The organism is Amycolatopsis sp. NPDC004747 (genome assembly GCF_053601335.1).
This window is the reverse complement of sequence record NZ_JBSGBQ010000020.1, coordinates 25,376-46,265: the sequence shown is the minus strand read 5'-3', so window position 1 is coordinate 46,265 and position 20,890 is coordinate 25,376. Positions and strand designations below refer to the sequence as shown.

Genomic DNA, 20,890 nt, shown 5'->3' with positions numbered 1-20,890 from the left:
GCCGGCCGGCACCATGATTCGCCTCAGGCGATGGCGAGACTCCACTTCTGCCAGTTCGCCAGGGAAGTGCGCTCGTAGGTCGAGATGGTGCCGCCGCTGCTCGGCGTGAGGTAGGTGCCGCCGGCGACGTTGCGCACCCGGAACGTGCCGATCAGGTCGGGCTCGACCTGCCACCGCTGCGCCGGGTCGTCCGCGGCGCAGGCACTCACCAGGTCGACGCGGGGCGAGCCGAACGTGGTGGTGCGCAGGCAGGTGCCGCTCGTGTGGCTGCGCAGCTGCACCACGCCCCCGCCGAGTTCGACCCGCTGGAACTTCTGTTCTGCCGCGGCGGCGCAGTCGGCCAGCTTCGCGGCGGTCCCGGCGGCCGCGGCGCACTTGCCCTCCGACACGCTCCTGACCTGGACCACCTGGCCGCTGGTGTCCGCAGGCGGAGCGGGCGCGGTCCCGGTGACCCGGTACTGCCACCGCTGGTGGTCACTGCGGCCGGCGTCCTGCAGGAACACGCCGAAGTTGTCGTACAGGACGGTGTCGGCCACCCGGCCCGTCGCGGCGTGCGTCAGCTTCTCGCCGGCGAGCACCCAGTACTGCTCTTCGTCCTCGTCGTCGCACGCGTAGCGCACGACGTTGTTGATTCCCTTGAGGCAGGTCCGGTCGCCGAGGTTGCGGAGGATCACCTTGTCGCCCGCGACGGGGATCTGCTCCCATTGCTGGGTTTTCGCGCCGGTGCAGGTTTCCACCGTCGCCCAGGCATAGGTCGGCGCCCCGACGGCGAGGCATTTGCCCAGTGCGACGCTCTTGATTTCGAGCGTCTGATTGGTTTCCGCCGTCGCGGGAGCCGTGACTCCGAATCCCATTGCCACTGCGGCCGCGACTACGGCGAAGATGCGCGAGGTGAGTTTCACCCGGCGACGATTGCGATCTCGACATACGGGGAGATACCGAATTATCGGGCCATGGGTGCAAATGGTCCAACGATCGAATCCCGATCTCGCGTGATTGAAGACCGATCTCGCGTGATTGGGGAGCGATCTCGCGTGATTGGACGGCAATCTCGTGTGATTGGAGGGGCATCACGCGTGATCGGGAAGACGACACGCCGGAAGCCGGAGCGGCTTCCGGCGTGTCGTGCGGGAAGGGAGTCAGGCGTCCATGGCGTCGGCCAGGGACTTGGGGCGCATGTCCGTCCAGTTCGCTTCCACGTGGTCGAGGCACTCCTGGCGGGACGACGGGCCGAAGGCGACCGTCCAGCCGGCCGGGACGTCGGCGGACTCCGGCCACAGGCTGTGCTGGTTTTCGGCGTTCACCAGCACCAGGTACGTCGCGGACGGGTCTTCGAACGGGTTGGTCATCGCGGGCCTCCTCAGGCGGTGATGTCCGTGCGGGCACCCTTCACCAGCGCGGTCAGCTTCTGGATGACCGGCGTGGCGAGCAGGTGGTTGAAGCGCGGCTCGGCCGACCAGTCACCGAGCTGCCCGGCCTTGACCGCGGGCAGCTGGTTCCAGGTCGGGAACTGCGTCATCTGGGCGCGCGGCAACGCGTACGAGCGCGAGTCGGTCAGGATCAGGTCCGCCGGGTACTTGCCCGCCTGCTCCCAGGACAGCTGCTCCCAGTAGTCCTCGCTGCCGCCGCCGGAGACGATGTCCAGGCCGAGCTCGCGGTAGTAGGCGAGGTCGGCGAAGTAGTCCGGCTTCGCGATGTACAGGCCGTCCTTGTCGCCGTAGAGCACCAGGACCTTCAGGCCGGCCTTCTCCTTCGCCGCGGCACGCAGGTCTTCGGACGCCTTCTCGAAGTCCGTCTTGGCCTGCTTCACGGCCGCCGAGTTCGCGTCGCCGCCCAGGGCGACAGCCAGCTGCGAGTAACGCTCGATCACCTTGGGCAGCGTGACCTTGTACTCCGACAGCGCGACGATCGGCGCGACCTGCTGCACCTTGGGGCCGAGGTCGCCGGTGAGCACCCACATGTCCGTCGGCTTGGTGCCGGTGAGGCCGGTGACGACCAGGTCCGGCTTGAGCGCGGCGAACTTCTCCATGCTGAAGTCGTCCCAGGCGTTGCCGATCGAGGTGACGGCGTTCAGGTCGATGTTGCCGGCCTGGATCTCCTTGCCGCCGTCGGCCGTCTTCTGCGGGCCGAACACGCCGACCGGGCGGACGCCGTAGTCCCAGAGCGCGGCGGCCGAGCTGGCGTAGGCCACCACCCGCGCCGGACGCTGGTCGCGCGAAGCCTTCTGACCGCGGTCGTCGGTGAACTCCCACGGGCCGGAAGAACCGGCCGAAGAGGGCTTGTCGCCGCTGCCGCACGCGGTGAGGGCCGCGGCGGCCGCGAGGCCACCCGTCCCGATCAGGAAGCCACGCCGGCTGAGCCCGGCATTGGGGAACACGGACATGAGCACCTCTCGCAGACCAGCAGTTACTTAGGCATACCTTATTTAGGTAAGCCTCTCAAAAGCAACTGTGTCAGCGCCCACGGCCGGACAGCTGCCCGACCGCGCCCGGCACCGGCTCGGCCGGGTCGTGTCCGAGGTGGACCTGCCGGTTGTCCGCGTCGACGTGCACCACCCGCGGCCGGTGTCCGGCGCGCTCGGCCTCCTCCACCTGGGCGTAGGTGATGATGATGACGAGGTCGCCGGGGTGCACCAGGTGCGCGGCCGCGCCGTTGACGCCGATCACGCCGGACCCCGGCTCGCCGGTGATGGCGTAGGTCTCCAGCCGGGCGCCGTTGGTGATGTCGACGACCTGGACCTTCTCGCCTTCGACGATGTCCGCTGCGGCCATCAGGTCGGCGTCGATGGTCAGCGAGCCGACGTAGTGCAGGTCGGCCTGGGTGACGGTGGCGCGGTGGATCTTGGCGTTCATCAGGGTGCGCTGCACGTCTAGTCCTCGTCTCGGGTCACCAGCGCGGCGAGGCCCGCCGCGGTGGGGGTGCGGAAGAATTCGGCGATCGGCAGCTCGGTCCCGAACCGCTCGGTGATCCGGTTGCGCAGGACCACCAGCAGCATCGAGTGGCCGCCGAGGGTGAACAGGTCGTCGTCGGCGCCGACGGCGGCGACGTCCAGGGCCTCCGCGAAGATCTCGCAGAGCGCCCTCTCCGTGGCCGTTTCGGGCGCCCGGCCGCGGGCGGCGAACCCGGGTTCCGGCAGGGCCGCCCGGTCGAGCTTCCCGTTGGGGGTCACCGGAAAGGCGTCCAGGGGCACGACGGCCGCGGGCACCATGTACTCCGGCAGCGACCGCGCGAGGAACTCCCGCAGCTTCGCCGGATCCGCGGCCGCCGGGGTCGTGTACGCGACCAGCCGCTCTTCGCGGACGACGACCAGCGCCTGCGTGACGTCGCCGTGCCGGGTCAGGGCCGTCTCGATCTCGCCCGGTTCGACCCGGAAGCCGCGGATCTTGACCTGGTCGTCGGTGCGCCCGAGGTACTCCAGCTGCCCGTCCGGCCGCCAGCGCACCAGGTCGCCGGTGCGGTACATCCGCTCCCCCGGCTGATGCGGCGAAGCGACGAACCGTTCGGCGGTGAGCGCCGGCCGGAAGTGGTAGCCGCGGGCCAGCCCGGCACCGGCCAGGTACAGCTCGCCCGGCACCCCGGCCGGGACCGGCGATAGACCGCCGTCGAGGACGTACGCGCGGGTGTTGTGCACCGGACGGCCGACCACCGGCCGGTCGGCGTCGCCGAAGCGGCCGACCAGGGCGTCCACCGTGGCCTCGGTCGGGCCGTAGAGGTTGTACGCCTCCGTGCCCGGCATCGACGCCAGCGTCTCCCACAGCGTCTGCGAAACGGCTTCACCGCCGACGCCGACCACGCCGAGGGCGCACCGGCCGTCCGCGATCACCCCGGCCGCGGCCAGCTGGGCGAAGTGCGACGGCGTGAGCTCGAGGAAGTCGAGTTCGCGCTCGCGCACCACCGCCGCCAGCCGCGAAGGGTCGCGGCGGGTGTCGTCGTCGACGACGTGCACCTCGTGCCCGTCGAGCAGCCACAGCTGCGGCTGCCAGGACGCGTCGAAGAAGAACGCCCACGCGTGCCCGACCCGCAGCCGCCGCCCGCCCGCCGCCGCGACGGCCGGGCGGTAGAGCGTCTCGCGGTGGCTGTGGAACAGGTTGACCAGCCCAGAGTGCGGGATGACGACACCCTTCGGCTTGCCCGTCGAGCCGGACGTGTAGAGCACGTACGCCGGATTCGCCGGCGACGGCGGGGTGAGCGCCGCGTCACTGTCCACCATGTCCTCGACACACACCGCGCCGGGCACCACCGAAGCCAGTGAACGGCTGGTGAGGACCAGCGCGGGACCGGCATCGGCGAGGATCGCCGAGATCCGGTCCAAGGGCTGGTCCGGATCGATCAGCAGGTACGCCGCGCCCGTCTTGAACACGCCGAAGATCGCCTCGACGACCGCCGCCGACCGCGGCAGCACGAGCGCCACCACCTTCTCCGGACCCGCCCCCTGCGAAGCCAGCCACCGCGCGAGGCGGTCGGTCCGCGCGCCGAACTCCGCGAACGTGACGCTCGAGGTGGCGTCGCTGAGCGCGGTCGCGCCCGGGGTCGCCGCCACCTGGGCGGCCAGCCGGTCGACGACCGTCGGGGCCGAGAGCGTGAGCGGTGCCCCGGCACCCCACTCGTGCAGGATCCGGTGCCGTTCCGGAGCGTCGAGGACGTCGATCCGGCTCAGCGGCCGGTCCGGGTCCGCGACGACCGCCGCCAGCACCCGGACCAGCCGCTCGGCGAGGGTACGGGCGGTCGGCTCGTCGAAGAGGTCGAGGCTGTATTCGAGGTCGCCGTCGATGCCTTCGGCCGTCTCGACCAGGTCGAACGACAGGTCGAACTTCGCCTGCCGCAGCCCGGTGTCCCGGGGGGCCGCGTCCAGGCCGAGCAGCCGTTCCGGCTCCGAACCCGAGTGGTAGACCGCGAGCATGACCTGGAACAGCGGGTGCCGGGCCAGGGATCGGGGCGGGTTGAGCAGCTCGACGAGGTGCTCGAACGGCAGGTCCTGGTGGGCGTAAGCGGCCAGGTCGGCCTCACGGACGCGGTCCAGCAGCTCGCGGAACGTCGGGTCGCCGCCGGTGTCGGTCCGCAGCACCAGGGTGTTGACGAAGAAACCGGCGAGGTCTTCCAGCGCGTGGTCGGAGCGGCCGGCCACCGGGGTGCCGAGGGGGATGTCGGTGCCCGCGCCGAGCCGCGTCAGCAGGGCGGCCAGTGCCGCCTGCAGGACCATGAACGTGCTGGTGTCGCTGCGGTGGGCCAGCTCCCGCAGTCCTCGGTGGACGGACGCGGGCACGGTGAACGGCACGGCGGCGCCGCGGTTGGTCGACCGCGCCGGCCGCGGCCGGTCGGCCGGGAGCGCCAGCTCGTCCGGGATCCCGGCCAGGGTGTCCCGCCAGAACGCCGCCTGGCGGCCGAGGAGGCTGTCCGGGTCGTCGGCGCGGCCGAACATCTCCCGCTGCCACAGCGTGTAGTCCGCGTACTGCACCGGCAACGGCGTCCATTGTGGACGCTCGCCGCGGAGCCGGGCCGCGTAGGCGGTGCCGAGGTCGCGCTTCAGTGGCGGCAGCGACCAGCCGTCGCCCGCGATGTGGTGCACCAGCAGGACCAGGACGTGCCGGTCCGGTCCGGCCGAAACCAGGGTCACCCGGATCGGGATCTCCGCACCGAGGGTGAAGCAGTACGACGCCGCCGCGGCGACGCGCTCGTCGAGGTCGGCTTCGGCCACGGATTCGGTGACCAGCACCGGGACGGCCCGGTCGAGCACGACCTGCCGCGGTGTGCCCCGCTCCTCGACCAGGAGGGTCCGGAGGACCTCGTGCCGGGCCACGACGTCCCCCAGCGCGGCCCGCAGCGCGTCGATGTCGACCGGGCCGGTCAGGTCCCACGCCCACGGGATGTTGTAGGTCGCCGACGGCCCGTCCAGGCGGTCGAGGAACCACAGCCGCTGCTGCGCGAACGACAGCGGCAGAACTTCCGGGCGCTCGGCCCGGGTCAGCGCGGGGCGGACACCCCGGCCCGGGTCGAGGGCTTCGGCGAGCCGGGCCGGCGTCGGCGCGTCGAACACCGCCCGGATCGGCACCTCGACGCCGAGGAGCGCGCGGATCCGGCTGACCAGCCGCGTCGCCAGGAGCGAGTGCCCGCCGAGGGTGAAGAACCCGTCGTCCGGGCCCACCGCCGGAACACCGAGGACGTCGGCGAACAGTCCGCACAGCGCCTGCTCGGCCGGGGTACGCGCGAGCCGTCCGGACGCGCGCACCTGCGGGTCGGGCAGGGCGGCGCGGTCGAGCTTGCCGTTGGCGTTCAGCGGCAGCGCGTCGAGCACCACGATCGCCGACGGCACCAGGTACTCCGGCAACCGGGCGGCGAGCGACGCCCGCAGCGCGACCGGGTCGCCCGACGGCGCGACGTAGGCGATCAGCCGGTTCTCGCGGGCGATCACGGCCGCGCGTGCCACCGAGGCATCCGACAACAGCACGGCCTCGACTTCGCCGGGCTCGACGCGGAAGCCGCGGATCTTGAGCTGCTGGTCGGCGCGGCCGAGGAACTCCAACGCCCCATCGGCGCGGCGGCGGACGAGGTCGCCGGTGCGGTACATCCGCTCCCCCGGCTGGTGCGGCGAGGCGACGAACCGTTCGGCGGTGAGCGCCGGGCGGCCGAGGTAGCCGCGCGCGACTCCGGCGCCGGCGAGGTACAGCTCCCCGCGGACGCCCGGCGGGACCGGCCGCAGCGCGGCATCGAGGACGTACGCGCGGGTGTTCGCGACCGGCCGCCCGATCGCCACCGGGCCGCAGACCTGCGCGAGGCTGTCGCCGGCGACTTCCGAGCAGCCGTAGAGGTTGACCAGTTCCGCCGACGGCCACCGGGCCGCGACCTTCCCGGCCAGTGCCGCGGAAAGCGGCTCGCCGCTGGTGATCCAGGTGGTCACCGAGTCGAACGCGCCGTCCGGGGCGTCCTCGGCGAAGGTGTCGAGAAGGCTGGGGACCACCGTGAGCACCTGCGCGCCGGTTTCACGGACGAATTCGGCCAGCTTGACGGGGTCGGTGGCCGTCGTGTCGTCGGCGAGGACCACCGGATCGCCCGCGACGAGACCGCCGAGGAGTTCGGTGGAGCCGTCGATGAACGTCAGCGCGCTCTTGGCCACGCGCACGCCCCGGGCAACGTCCCGGCCCCAGTGCAGCCGGTTGGCCAGCGCGCGCTGGGTGCCGGCGACGGCCTTCGGGCGTCCGGTGGAGCCGGAGGTGAAGATCACGTACGCCGGGTGGTCCGGGCCGATCGACGGCCAGGCCGCGTCCGGCCCGGTGTCGCCGGGCCGGACGAGCCGGTCTCCGAAGCCTTCCGACGCGATGACCAGGTGCGGTTCGGCATCGGTGAGCATCAGCTCGATGCGGTCCGCCGGGTGGTTCAGGTCCAGGGGCAGGTACGCGGCGCCGGTCTTGAGCACCGCCAGGAGCGCGACGACCAGGTCGGCCGACCGCGGCAGCGCGACCGCCACCACCCGTTCCGGCCCCGCGCCACGCGCGAGCAGCGCCCGGGCGAGCGCCGTCGCCCGCCGGTCCAGCTCGGCGTAGGTGAGCCGCTCGTCGCCGAACGTCAAGGCGAGGGCGTCCGGCGTCCGCGCGACCTGGGCGGCGAACAGCTCGGCGGCCGTCTCCGCGGGCAGCGGGGTCGCGGGATCGGCGGCGAGCTGGTCGTGTTCGGCCGCGGTGAGCAGGTCGACGGCGCCGATCCGGGTGTCCGGGTCGGCGACGACGGCGGCCAGGAGCGTCCGGAGCCGCTCGAGGATCGCCTCGACGGTCGCGCGGTCGAAGACGTCGCTGTTGTACTCGGCCGTACCGCGGATCCCGGCCAGGTGCCCGGGCCGCTCGCCGACGAAGAACGTCAGGTCGGCCCGAGCGGTGCCGGTGCGCACGGGCTCCTCGGCGACGGTGAGACCCGGCAGCACGAGGTCGGCGACGGCGTTGTTCTGCCAGGCGATCATCGTCTGGAACAGCGGGTGGTAGGCCAGCGACCGCGCCGGGTTGAGGGCTTCGACCAGCCGCTCGAACGGGACGTCCTGGTGGGCGTAGGCGTCGAGACTGCGCTCCCGCACCCGGGCCACCAGGTCGCGGAACGACGGATCACCGCCGGTGTCCACCCGCAGCACCAGGGTGTTGACGAAAAACCCGACGAGGTCGTCGAGGGCGGCGTCGGTGCGCCCGGCGATGGACGTGCCCAACGGGATGTCGGTGCCCGCGCCGAGCCGCGTGAGCACTGCGGTCAGCCCCGCGTGCACGACCATGAACACGCTGGCCCCGCAGGCGCGGGCCAGCTCGACGAGTCCATTGTGGAGCCCGGCGTCCCAGCCGAAGGCGAACTGTTCGCCGCGGTAGGACGCCTCCGCCGGGTGCGGCCGGTCGGTGGGCAGCTCGATCCGCTCGGGCAGCCCGGCGAGAGTCTCCCGCCAGTAGGCCAGCTGCGGCTCGATCACCGGCTCGCCGAGGACGTCCCGCTGCCACAGCGTGTAGTCCGCGTACTGCACCGGCAATGGCGTCCACTGCGGACGTTCACCGCCGCACCGCGCGGTGTAGGCGGTCGCGAGGTCCCGCCACAACGGTGCGGTCGACCAGCCGTCGGAGGCGATGTGGTGGAACACCAGCACGAGGACGTGCTCGCGGGCGCCGAGGCGCAGCAGCTGCGCCCGCAACGGCAGCTCCGACTCCAGCTCGAACACCGTGCCCGCCGCTTCCGACACCGCGTCGGCGAGGGCGGCCTCGGTCACCGTGCGGACCGGCAGCGGGATCGTGACGTCGTCGAGGACGTGTTGCCGGGCTTCGCCGCCGACCTCCGGGAAGACCGTGCGCAGGGCTTCGTGGCGGTCCACCACGTCGGACAGCGCCGTGCGCAGCGCGTCGACGTCGAGGACGCCGGTCAGCCGGACCGCCGTCGGCATGTTGTAGGTGGCCGACGGGCCTTCGAGGCGGTGCAGGAACCACAGCCGCTGCTGGGCGAACGACAGCGGCAGCACGTCCGGCCGCGGGTCGGCGCGCACCAGCGCCGGCCGGGCCGAGGTGTCCGAAGTGGCCAGCGATGCCGCCAGCCCGGCCACGGTCGGTGTCTCGAACACCGACCGGACCTGCAGTTCGACGCCGAAGACCGCGCGCACCCGCGCGACCAGGCGGGTCGCCATCAGCGAGTGCCCGCCGAGGGCGAAGAAGTCGTCGTCGACGCCGATCGACGCGGTGTCGAGGACCTCGGCGAAGAGACCGCACAGGACCTCCTCGACCGGGGTCCGCGGGGCCCGGCCGGCGGTGACCGCCTGCTTGCCGGGGCTCGGCAGCGCGCGCCGGTCCAGCTTGCCGGACGCCAGCAGCGGCAGCCGGTCGAGCACGACGAACGCCGAGGGCACCATGTACTGCGGCAGCCGGTCGCGGACGTGCGCCCGCAGGGCCGTGACCAGCGCGCTCGTGTCCCGCTGCCCGGACGGGTGATTGCCCAGTGTCTCCAGGGCGGCCCCGACCGGGCGGCCGCGGTGGATCCGGCGCGGCTCGCCGGTGGTGAACACGACTTCCAGGTCACCCTCGTCCGCGGTGAGGGTCGCGTACACGCGGTAACCGTGCCGTTCGCCGAGCTCGTGCAGCGTCTCGGGGTCGACTCCGGACCGCTCGTCCAAAGAGGACAGCGCGGCTTCGGCGTCGCCCGCGGCCAGCGCGGTGACGGCGGCGAGTTCCCCGGACAGCCGGGCGTTGGGCACGCCGGTCACGCGCAGCCGGGCCGGGCGTGCGGCCAGGGCCCCTTCGAGCGCGTCCAGGGCGACGACCTGCTCTTCCGGAGTTTCCGGTCGCGGTGCCTTCCGCAGCACGACGTCGTAGCGGTGCCGGGTCAGCTCGTTGTGGGCGTGACCGCGCTTGGCCCACACGTCGACGTCGTCGAAGCCGTCGAGCTCCAGGGCCGCGAAGAAGTCCGGGTCGAGCACCAGCTCGCCCTCCCGGGCGATCGCCTGGTCCACCGCGGCGACGTCCCGGCGGCCGTGGCGCAACTCGGTCGCGGTCCGGAACGCGCGCAGCGAACGGAGGTTGCGGATGTCGCCGAGGAAGATCACCCCGCCCGGCCGGACGTGCGCCGCGGCCGTGCGGAGGACTTCGGCGAGGTAGCCGACGCTCGGGAAGTACTGGGCGACCGAGTTGACGATCACCGTGTCGAACTCCGGCAGCTCGCCCAGGTCGTGGGCGGGCCGCGCGGCCAGGTGGACCTTGCTCGCGAACGGCGTGGCCGCGAGTTCGCGCCGCAGGGTGGCGATGGCCTTTTCGGACAGGTCGACGCCCCAGTACTCCTCGGCGTCCGGCGCGATCCGCGAGAGGATGAGGCCGCTGCCGACGCCGATCTCCAGCACCCGTCTCGGCCGCAGCGAGCGGATCCGGTCGATCGTCGCCGCGTGCCACTCGCGCATCTCGCCGAGCGGGATTTCCGAGCCGTCGTAGCTGGAGTTCCAGCCGGTGAAGTTCTCCTCCAGCCCGCCGGCCGCGGCTTCGGTGAAGACGTTCTCGTGCAGCTCGCGCCACTCGCCGACGTGGTCGAGTTCCGCTTCTTCGTCCCGCCCGGCCGAAGGCACGGCGTAGGCGACGAGCCGCCCGTCCTGGGCGACGACGACGGCCTGCCCGACCGCCGGGTGCTCGGCCAGCACGGATTCGATCTCGCCGAGCTCGATGCGGTAGCCGCGGATCTTGACCTGGTCGTCGGCCCGGCCCAGGAACACCAGCCGCCCGTCCGGCAGCCACTTCACCAGGTCACCGGTCCGGTACAGCCGTCCGCCGGAGCCGAACGGGTCCGCGACGAACCGCTCGGCCGTCAGCGCCGGCCGCCCGAGGTACCCCCGTGCCAGGCCGGAGCCCGCGAGGTACAGCTCCCCCACCACCCCGGGCGGGACCGGCCGCAGCCCGGCGTCGAGCACGTACGCGCGGGTGCCGGGGTCGGGGATGCCGATCGGGACGACCGTCGCGCCCGCCAGCTCGGCGGGGTCGCTCTCGCCGAGCGTCGAGTTGGTGGTCGCCTCGGTCGGGCCGTAGGCGTTGAACATCCGGCGGCCCGGCGCCCAGCGGCGCACCAGCTCCGGCGACACCCGCTCGGTGCCCGCCAGCAGCACGCTGTCGCGCGGCAGGTCGAGCTCCGCCGGCATCGCGTCGAGCAGCGCGGGCGGCAGGATCATGAAGTCGACGCCGTGGGCGTGCGCGTACTCGGTGAGGGCCGGGCCCGCGACCCGCCGCTCGGCCGGGACCACGACCAGCCGGCCGCCCGAGAGCAGGCCGAGGCAGAGGTCCCAGAACGCGACGTCGAAGCTCGGCGACGCGAACTGCAGCACCCGGCTGTGCGGCCCCACTCCGAACCGCTCGACCTGGGTGGCGACCAGCTTCGCGACCCCGGAGTGCTGGAGGACGACGCCCTTCGGCCGCCCGGACGAGCCAGAGGTGTAGAGCACGTAGGCCGCGTTCTCCGGCTTGACCTCGACGTCGGGGTCCACTGTGGACGCCGCTTCGAGTGCCGGGTCGTCGAGGAACACCCGGGGCAGGGCCGCGGGCAGTTTCGCCTCGACGTCCCGGGTCGTCACCACGCACACCGGGGCCGCGTCCTCGACCATGTAGGCGATCCGGTCGCCCGGGTAGTCGACGTCGACCGGCAGGTACGCGGCACCGGCCTTGAGCACCGCCAGTTCGGCGATGATCAGGTCCGGCGACCTCGGCACGGCCAGCGCGACGACCCGCTCCGGTCCGGCGCCGCGGTCGAGCAGCAGGTGCGCGAGCCGGTTGGCGCGCGTGTTCACCTCGGCGTAGGTGAGCTCGACGTCCTCGAACACGAGCGCCACGGCGTCCGGCGCTTCGGCGACGCGGCGGGCGAACAGGCCGGGGAACGTCTCGGTGCCCGCCGGGTCGAGGGAGCCGGCCCACTCGGTGAGCACGCGGTCGCGCTCGTCGCCGTCGAGGAGGTCCAGGGCGCCGACCGGGCGGTCCGGCTCGGCCAGGGCCGCGCGCAGCAGCACTTCGAGCCGGCGCAGGATCGCGTGCGCGCCCGCGTGGTCGAAGACGTCGGCGTTGAATTCGAGGACCCCGGCGATCCCGGCGTCGCGCTCGGTCAGCGAGATGGACAGGTCGAACTTGGCCGTCCCGGTGGTGACCGGGATTTCGGAGACGGCCAGGCCGGGCAGGGTCACCTCGGCGCGGGCGTTGTTCTGCCCGGCGATCATCACCTGGAACAGCGGGTGGTACGCCAGCGACCGCGCCGGGTTGAGCACCTCGACCAGCCGCTCGAACGGCACGTCCTGGTGGGCGTAGGCGTCGAGGTTGCGCTCGCGGACCCGGGCGAGCAGCTCGCGGAACGTCGGCTCGCCGCCGGTGTCGACGCGCAGGACGAGGGTGTTGACGAAGAAGCCGACGAGGTCGTCCAGCGCCGGGTCGGTGCGGCCGGCGATCGGCGAGCCGATCGGTACGTCGGTGCCCGCGCCGAGGCGGGTGAGCAGGGCGGCGAGGGCCGCGTGCACGACCATGAACACGCTCGCGCCGCTCTCGCGGGCCAGCTCGGCCAGCCGCGTGTGGAGCCCGGCGTCCCAGGTGAAAGTGTGCAGCTCGCCGCGGAAGGTCGCGGTCGCCGGGTGCGGCCGGTCCAGGGGCAGCTCGATCCGGTCCGGCAGGCTGTCCAGCGCTTCCCGCCAGTAGTCCAGCTGCGCGCTCAGCACGCTGTCCGGGTCGTCCTCGCGGCCGAGCAGGTCCTGCTGCCACAGCGTGTAGTCCGCGTACTGCACCGGCAGCGGCGTCCACTGTGGAGCTTCACCGGACCGGCGGGCGGCGTAGGCCGCGGCGATGTCGCGCCACAGCGGGGCCATCGACCAGCCGTCGGAGGCGATGTGGTGGAACACCAGCGCGAAGACGTGCTCACGGGCACCGAGCCGCAGCAGCTCCGCACGCATCGGCGCGTGCCGCTCAAGGTCGAACGACCCGCGGACCAGGCCGGTCAGGGCCTCGTCGAGGTCGGAGACCTCGCGCACGGGCAGGTCGATGTCGCCGGCCGGGGGGATGTCCTGGTAGGGCACGCCGTCGCGCTGCGGGAAGCGGGTGCGCAGGGCCTCGTGGCGGGCGACCACGTCCGAGAGCGCCCGGCGCAGCGCTTCGACGTCGAGTTCGCCTTCGAGGCGCATGATCAGCGGGACGTTGTAGGTGGCCGAAGGCCCTTCGAGGTGGTGCAGGAACCACAGCCGCTGCTGCGCGCCGGAGAGCGGGACGAGATCCGGGCGGGGCGCGGGCACCAGCGCCGGCCGCGCAGTGCCGCGGGCGGTGGCGAGCACCGCGGCCAGGCCCGCCGGGGTCGGCGTCTCGAAGACCGACCGCACCTCGAGTTCGGCGTTCAGGGCGGTGCGGACGCGGGCGATCAGCCGGGTCGCCAGCAGCGAATGACCGCCGAGGGCGAAGAAGCTGTCGTCCGGGCCGACCCGCGGCAGGCCGAGGACGTCGGCGAACAGCGCGCACAGCTGCCGTTCGGCCGGGGTGCGCGGCTCGCGGTCCGAGACCGGCGCGCTCGCCTCCGGGGCGGGCAGCGCGCGGCGGTCGAGCTTGCCGTTCGCCGTCACCGGCAGCGCGTCGAGCACGACGATCGCCGAGGGCACCATGTGCTCGGGCAGCCGTCCGGCCGCGAAGGTCCGCAGTTCCGCCGGGAGGGCGGCGCTGCGGCGGGACCGCCGGGGGTTTCCGGTGTAGGCCAGGACCTCCTCCGGGCCGGGCCGGAACGCACCGGCCGGCTCACTGGTGAAGAGGACGTCGACCGAGCCGTCGCCGGCCGCCGACCAAGTCACGACCGCACCCAGTTCGTACCAGTCGTCCGGGTTCACGCCTTCGGTGATCCGGCCGTTCGGGACGTTCTCGATGCGCAGGCCGTCGTGCCGCCGAGCGGTCACCTCGTCCACAGTGGACACATCGGTGCCCCAGGTCAGGGTCTCGACCGGAAGCGGCTCGGCGGTTCCCGGGCGCAGGACGACGTCGTAGCGGTACTGGGTGAGTTCGTTGACCGCCCGGCCGCGCTTGACCCGGATGTCCGCGGCGACCCCGTCGAGTCCCGCGAAGAACTCCGGTGCCACCAGGAGCTCCTTCTCCCGCAGCAGCCGCTGTTCGACGTCGCCGCCGCGCACCTGCGCCACGGCGGTGTGGAAGGCCCGGACCTGGCGCAGGTCGCGGACGTCCCCGACGAACAGCGCCCCGCCCGGCGCCAGGAGCGCCAGGGCCTTGCGCACGACGTCGAGGAGGTACGCGCCGCTCGGGAAGTACTGGACGACGGAGTTGAGCACGACCGTGTCGAAGAACCCCGCCGGCAGGCCGGTGAGGTCGGCGGCGTCGCCGGTGCGCAGTTCGACGCGCCCGGCGAGCGCCGGATCGGCCGCGACCCGCTCGCCGAGCGAAGCGATGACCTCGGCGGAGAAGTCCGTGCCCCAGTACGTCTCGCAGTCCGGGGCCAGCTCGGTCAGCAGCAGGCCACTGCCGACCCCGATCTCCAGCACCCGCTTCGGCCGCAGCGACCGGATCCGGGTGACGATCGCGTCGCGCCACTCGCGCAGCTCGTCGCGCGGGATCGGCTCGCCGGTGTAGCTGGAGTTCCAGCCGGCGAACTCGTCGGCGTCACCGGAGTACATCGAGTCGTACAGCTCGCGCCACTCGCCGACCTGCTCGGTCTCTTCCTCGGCGGAGCCCGCGGTGTCGGCCGGCACGACGTACCCGACGAGGCGGACGTCGCCGGGCCGGTCCTCGCGGGCGACGACGACGGCGTGGGCGACGTCGTCGTGCGCGGACAGGGTCGCGGCGATCTCGCCCGGCTCCACGCGGAAGCCGCGGATCTTGATCTGCTCGTCCCCGCGGCCGAGGAACTCGAGCACGCCGCCGGGGCGGAAGCGGGCGAGATCGCCGGTGCGGTACATCCGGGTGCCGGGCGCGCCGAATGGGTCGGCGACGAACCGCTCGGCGGTCAGCCCGGCCCGGCCGAGGTAGCCGCGGGCGAGCTGGACGCCGGCCAGGTACAGCTCGCCGGGCGTGCCCGGCGGGACCGGGCGCAGGGCGCCGTCGAGGACGTAGGTGCGGGTGTTCCACACCGGACGTCCGATCGGGACGGAAATGTCCTCCGTGGACGTTTGCCACGCCGTGACGTCGACCGAGGCTTCGGTCGGGCCGTAGAGGTTGTGCAGCTCGGCGTCGAGGACCTGGCCGAACTGCGCGACAGCGTCCGGCGGCAGGGCTTCGCCGCTGCACAGCACCCGGCGCAGGCTCGCGCACTCCCGTGCCGCCGGTTCCTGGAGGAAGACCTGCAGCATCGACGGGACGAAGTGGACGGTCGTGATCCCGCGGTCGCGGATCAGCCGGGCGAGGTAGGCGGGGTCCTTGTGCCCGTCCGGCCGGGCGAGCACCTCGGTGGCGCCGGTGAGCAGCGGCCAGAGGAACTCCCACACCGAGACGTCGAAGCTCGACGGCGTCTTCTGCAGCACGCGGTCGTCCGCGCCGAGACGGTACTCGTCCTGCATCCAGAGCAGCCGGTTGACGATCCCGGCGTGCGGGACGACGACGCCCTTGGGCCGGCCCGTCGAGCCGGAGGTGTAGATGACGTACGCCGGGTTCTCCGGCCGGAGCGTGACGTCCGCAGGGGCGTCCGGCACTCCGGCCAGGGTGGCCGGGTCGTCCAGGAGCAGGGCGCCGTCGACCGCCGTGTCCGAGACGGCCAGCACCAGGGCCGGGTCCGCGTCTTCGAGCATGAAGGCGATGCGGTCGGCCGGGTAACCGGGGTCGAGCGGCAGGTAGGCCGCGCCCGTCTTGAGCACGGCGAGGATCGCGGTGACCAGGTGCGTCGAGCGGGGCAGCGCCAACGCGACCACCCGCTCGGGCCCGGCGCCGCGCGCGGCGAGCACGCGGGCCAGGCGGTTCGACCGAGCGTCCAGCTCGGCGTAGCTGAGTTCTTCGTCCTCGAAGACCAGCGCCGGGTGGTCCGGCGTGCGCGCGACCTGGGCGGCGAACAGCTCCGGCACGGTGACCGCCGGGACGTCCCTGGCCGGCCCCGACCAGGTCTTTTCGAGGCCCGCGCGTTCGGTCTCGGTGAGCACGTCCAGTGCGCCGAGGCGGCGGTCCGGCGCGGTGACGACCTGCCGGAGCAGGGTTTCCAGGCGGTCGAGGAGGCCGGTGACGGTGGCGCGGTCGAACACCTCGGCGTTGAACTCGGCCTGTCCGTGCAGGCCGTCGGCGCGCTCGGTGAAGGAGAACCAGAGGTCGAACTTGGCGGTGCCGGTGCCGACGGGCTGCTCGGTGACGGTCAGGCCGGGCAGTTCGACACCGGCGCCGGGCGTGTTCTGCCAGGCCAGCATGGTCTGGAACAGCGGGTGGTGCGCCAGCGAGCGCGCCGGGTTGAGGGCTTCGACCAGCCGCTCGAACGGGACGTCCTGGTGGGCGTAGGCGTCGAGACTGCGCTCCCGCACCCGGGCCACCAGGTCGCGGAACGACGGATCACCGCCGGTGTCCACCCGCAGCACCAGGGTGTTGACGAAGAACCCGACGAGGTCGTCGAGGGCCGGGTCGGTGCGGCCGGCGATCGGGGTGCCGATCGGGATGTCGGTGCCCGCGCCGAGCCGGGTCAGCAGCGCCGTCAGGCCCGCGTGCACGACCATGAACGGGCTGGCGCCGCAGGCGCGCGCGAGGTCGGCCAGCCCGGCTTGGAGCCCGGCGTCCCAGGTGAAGGTGAAGAAGCCGCCGCGGTAGGCCGAGACCGCGGGGTGCGGCCGGTCGAGCGGGAGCGGGATCCGCTCGGGCAGGCCGTCGAGTGCGTCGCGCCAGTACTCGAGCTGGGCTGCTTCTTCGGCGGCCAGGAGTTCGCGCTGCCAGAGCGTGTAGTCCGCGTACTGCACCGGCAGCGGCGTCCACTGTGGAGCAACGCCGCCCAGGCGGGCGCGGTAGGCCGTGGCGATGTCCCGCCACAGCGGCGACAGCGACCAGCCGTCGGCGGCGATGTGGTGCACGACCAGGACCAGCACGTGCCGCCGCGGGCCGGCGGTGAGCAGCTCCGCGCGCACCGGCACCCCGGCACCGAGGTCGAACACGCCGCGCACGAGCGCGGCCACCTCGGCGTCCACATCGGACACCGCACGGACGGTGAGCGCCACCGTCCCTTCCGGCAGGATCCGCTGGTACGGGACGCCGTCGGCGACCGGGAAGACCGTCCGCAGGGACTCGTGCCGGGCCACGACGTCGTTGAGCGCCTCGCGCAAGGCGTCGACGTCCGGCTCGCCGGCCAGGCGCATGACGAGCGGGACGTTGTAGGTCGCCGAGCCGCCTTCCAGGCCGTGCAGGAACCACAGCCGCTGCTGGGCGAACGACAGCGGCAGCCGCTCGGGTCGTTCGGTGACGCGGGTGAGCGGGCGCCGCCCGGTCCCGGTGACCGCCCCGGCGAGGAGGTCCGCGAGCGCGGCCGGCGTCGGGGCGTCGAACACCGCCCGCACCGGCACCTCGGCACCGACGGCGGCGCGGATCCGCTGGATGAGCCGGGTGGCGAGCAGCGAGTGGCCGCCGAGGGCGAAGAAGTCGTCGTCCGGGCCGGCCTGCGGCACCCCGAGGACGTCGGCGAACATCTCGCACAGCAGCTGCTCGACGGGGTTGCGCGGCGCACGGCCGGGTCCGGCGGTGAAGTGCTCCGGGCTCGGCAGGGCCTTGCGGTCCAGCTTGCCGGAGGCGAGCACGGGGAGCTTGTCGAGCACGACGAACGCCGAGGGCACCATGTACCGCGGCAGCCGGTCCCGCACGTGCGCGCGCAGCGACGCCACCAGGGCACCGGTTTCGCGGCGGGCCGCGGGGTTGTTGGCGTACGACCCCGGTGCACCCGTCTGCCGCACCGGGCGGTAGGCCGGGCCGTCTTCGCCCCTCGTGAAGACGGCTTCCAGCCCTTCGGCCGCCAAGGTGACCGCCACGCGGTAGCCGGCCCGCTCGCCGAGCGCGTACAGCGCTTCCGGGTCGACGCCGTCGCGGCGGCCGAGCGCGGTCAGGGCCGCCTCGGCGTCACCGGTGTCCAGGGCGCGGACCGCGGCCAGCTCGCCGGCCAGCCGGGCGTCCGGGATCGCGGTGACCCGCAGCCGCTCCGGCGTCTCGGCGGCCAGGAACCGGGCCACCGCGTCGAGGCCGCCGAAGGCGACGACCTGCTCGTCCGCCGGTTCCGGCCGAGGTGCCTTCCGCAGCACGACGTCGTAGCGGTGCCGGGTCAGCTCGTTGTGGGCGTGGCCGCGCTTGACCCACAGGTCGACGTCGCCGAAGCCGTCGAGGCCGCGAGCCAGGGCCGGGAAGAAGTCCGGGTCGAGGACCAGCTCGCCCTCGCGGGCGATCGCCTGGTCCACCGCGGCGACGTCGGTCCGGCCGCGGTGCAGCTCGACGGCGGTCCGGAACGCCCGCAGCGAACGGAGGTTGCGGATGTCGCCGAGGAAGATCGTCCCGCCCGGTTCCAGCAGGCCCGCGGCGGTCTTGACGACCTCGGCGAGGTAGTCCGCGCTCGGGAAGTACTGGGCGACCGAGTTGATGATCACCGTGTCGAACTGCGGTAGCTCACCGAGATCGTGCGCGGGCCGGGCCGCCAGGTGCACCTTGTCCGCGAAGGGCATGGCGGCGACTTCGCGGCGGACGTTCTCGATGGCGCTCTCGGAAAGGTCGACACCCCAGTAGGTCTCGGCGTCCGGCGCGATCCGGGACAAGATCAGGCCACTGCCGACGCCGATTTCCAGCACCCGCCTCGGCCGCAGCGCGCGGATCCGCTCGATCGTCGCCGCGTGCCACTCCCGCATCTCGCCGAGCGGGATCTCGGAGCCGTCGTAGCTGGAGTTCCAGCCCGCGAAGTTCTCCTCGATGCCGTGGGAACCGGCGAGCATCTCCTCGTGGACGTCGTGCCATTCGTCGACGTGCCCCCGCTCGGCGGCCTGGTCGCGATCGGGCACGGGCACGGCGTAGGCGATCAGCTGCCCGTCCTGGGCGACGACGACCGACTGGCCGACGCGCGGGTGTTGCGCCAGCACGGACTCGATCTCGCCCGGCTCGATCCGGTAGCCGCGGATCTTGACCTGGTCGTCGGCCCGGCCCAGGAACACCAGCCTGCCGTCCGGCAGCCACTTGACCAGGTCACCGGTCCGGTAGAGGCGGCTACCGGAGCCGAACGGGTCGGCCACGAACCGCTCGGCCGTCAGGCCCGGCCGACCGAGGTATCCGCGCGCCAGGCCGCTTCCGGCGAGGTACAGCTCCCCGGCGACGCCCACCGGGACCGGGGCCAGGTGGGCGTCGAGGACGTACGCGCGGGTGCCGGGGTCCGGCACGCCGATCGGCACGGCCGAACCGGCGGCGATCCGCGGGTCGCAGAGCCCGAGGGTCGAGTTGGTCGTGGCCTCCGTGGGGCCGTAGGCGTTGAACATCCGCCGCCCCGGCGCCCAGCGGCGCACCAGTTCGGGCGACACCCGCTCGGTGCCCGCGAGCAGCACGCTGTCGCGCGGCAGGTCGCAGTCCTCGGGGAACTCGGCGAGCAGGGCGGGCGGCAGGATCATGAAGTCGACGCCGTGCGCGTGCGCGTATTCCGCCAGCTCCGGGCCGGGCACCCGGCGCTGCGCCGGGACGATCACCAGGCGGCCACCCGAGAGCAGGCCGAGGCACAGGTCCCAGAACGCGACGTCGAAACTCGGCGACGCGAACTGCAGCACCCGGCTGTGCCGGCCCACGCCGAACCGCTCGGACTGCGTGGCGACGAGCTTGGCGACACCCGCGTGCGAGACCACGACACCCTTGGGCCGCCCGGTGGAGCCGGAGGTGTAGATGACGTAGGCGGCGTTGGCGGGGACGATCGCCACGCCCGGGTCCGGCGCCGGGTCCCACGAGATCTCGTCCAGCAGCAGGACATCGCCGTCGAACCGGTCGGCCAGCTCGCTCGTGGTCACCACGCACACCGGGCGCGCGTCGGACACCGTGAACGCGATCCGCTCGGCCGGGTGGTCCTGGTCCAGCGGCAGGTACGCGGCACCGGCCTTCAGGACGGCCAGCTCGGCGACGATCATCTCGATCGAGCGGGGCACGGCGAGCGCGACGACCCGCTCCGGCCCGGCGCCGCGCCCGATGAGGACGTGGGCGAGCCGGTTGGCGCGCGCGTCCAGCTCGGCGTAGGTCAGCTCCTCGTCCTCGAAGACCAGCGCGACGGCGTCCGGGTGCTCGCGGACGCGGGCCGCGAACAGCTCCGGGAACGTGGCCGGCGGAGTGGTGAGGTCCGTGTCGTTCCAGTCGTCCAGGATCTCGTGCAGCTCCGGCGCGGTCATCAGGGCCAGCCGGTCGACCGGCCACTGTGGACGCTCGGCCGCGGCGGCGAGGAGGTGACCGAGGTGGCCGAGCATACGGTCCACAGTGGACTCGTCGAGGACGTCGGGGCGGTAGCGCAGCCCGTCCTCGGTCAGGTTCAGGTCCAGCGGCAGGTCCGTTTCGGCGCCGAAGCCCACGTTGAACAGCAGCGCTCCCCCGCGACCGGGCTCGGGCCGCACTTCGGCGACCAGGTCTTCGAACGGAACCCGGTGCGCCAGGGCTTCTTCCCGCGCCGCACGCACGCGCGCCACGACTTCGCCGAACCCGGGCGACCCGCCCAGGTCCACCCGCAGCGGCACCAGCGAGCCGATGCCGACGACGACGTCCACGGCTCCCGCGTACCGGGACAGCAGCACCGTGAACGCGGCCAGCAGGGTCAGCTCGTCGGCCTCGGGTACCGGCCGGCCGAGCGCCACCGGGGCGGCGGGCTCCGCCGGATAGGGCCGGTCGACCGGCAGCGGCAGCTCCTTCGGGGCCGAGGCGAGGCGGTCACGCCAGAACCCGAGCCTCGACTCCTGCTGCTGCACAGCGTCACCGTTGCTCACCGGTAGACCAGCCTCCCGCTG

5 protein-coding genes are annotated in these 20,890 nt (G+C 73.2%); all 5 read right to left on the bottom strand.

The window, feature by feature from the left end; genetic code table 11:
- Window positions 1-23 precede the first annotated feature (23 nt).
- The 5 genes from ACWEGE_RS29385 to ACWEGE_RS29365 all read right to left on the bottom strand — a co-directional run bounded on the left by ACWEGE_RS29385 (window position 24) and on the right by ACWEGE_RS29365 (window position 20,869).
- Window positions 24-854, bottom strand: coding sequence for an RICIN domain-containing protein (locus tag ACWEGE_RS29385; protein ID WP_449663681.1), 831 nt, complete (start codon window positions 852-854; stop codon window positions 24-26).
- A 285-nt stretch (window positions 855-1,139) separates the two neighbouring features.
- Entirely contained in the window at window positions 1,140-1,349 is a 210-nt protein-coding gene (locus ACWEGE_RS29380) for an MbtH family protein (protein ID WP_449663680.1), read from the bottom strand.
- Between the two features lie 11 nt (window positions 1,350-1,360).
- Window positions 1,361-2,383: an ABC transporter substrate-binding protein gene (locus ACWEGE_RS29375; RefSeq protein WP_449663679.1), complete on the bottom strand. Its 1,023-nt coding sequence runs from the start codon at window positions 2,381-2,383 to the stop codon at window positions 1,361-1,363.
- Between the two features lie 70 nt (window positions 2,384-2,453).
- Window positions 2,454-2,867 carry an aspartate 1-decarboxylase gene (gene panD / locus ACWEGE_RS29370; protein ID WP_176169367.1) on the bottom strand — a complete coding sequence of 138 codons (414 nt, stop codon included), beginning with the start codon at window positions 2,865-2,867 and terminating at the stop codon, window positions 2,454-2,456.
- 2 nt (window positions 2,868-2,869) lie between these two features.
- Complete coding sequence (locus tag ACWEGE_RS29365; protein ID WP_449663678.1) at window positions 2,870-20,869, bottom strand: amino acid adenylation domain-containing protein; 18,000 nt, start codon at window positions 20,867-20,869, stop codon at window positions 2,870-2,872.
- Between the last annotated feature and the right edge of the window lie 21 nt (window positions 20,870-20,890).

Bases quoted from the DNA above. Each gene is read 5' to 3' on its own strand.
- ACWEGE_RS29385 (WP_449663681.1), bottom strand. From the start codon at position 854: ATGGGATTCGGAGTCACGGCTCCCGCGACGGCGGAAACCAATCAGACG.
- ACWEGE_RS29380 (WP_449663680.1), bottom strand. From the start codon at position 1,349: ATGACCAACCCGTTCGAAGACCCGTCCGCGACGTACCTGGTGCTGGTG.
- ACWEGE_RS29375 (WP_449663679.1), bottom strand. From the start codon at position 2,383: ATGTCCGTGTTCCCCAATGCCGGGCTCAGCCGGCGTGGCTTCCTGATC.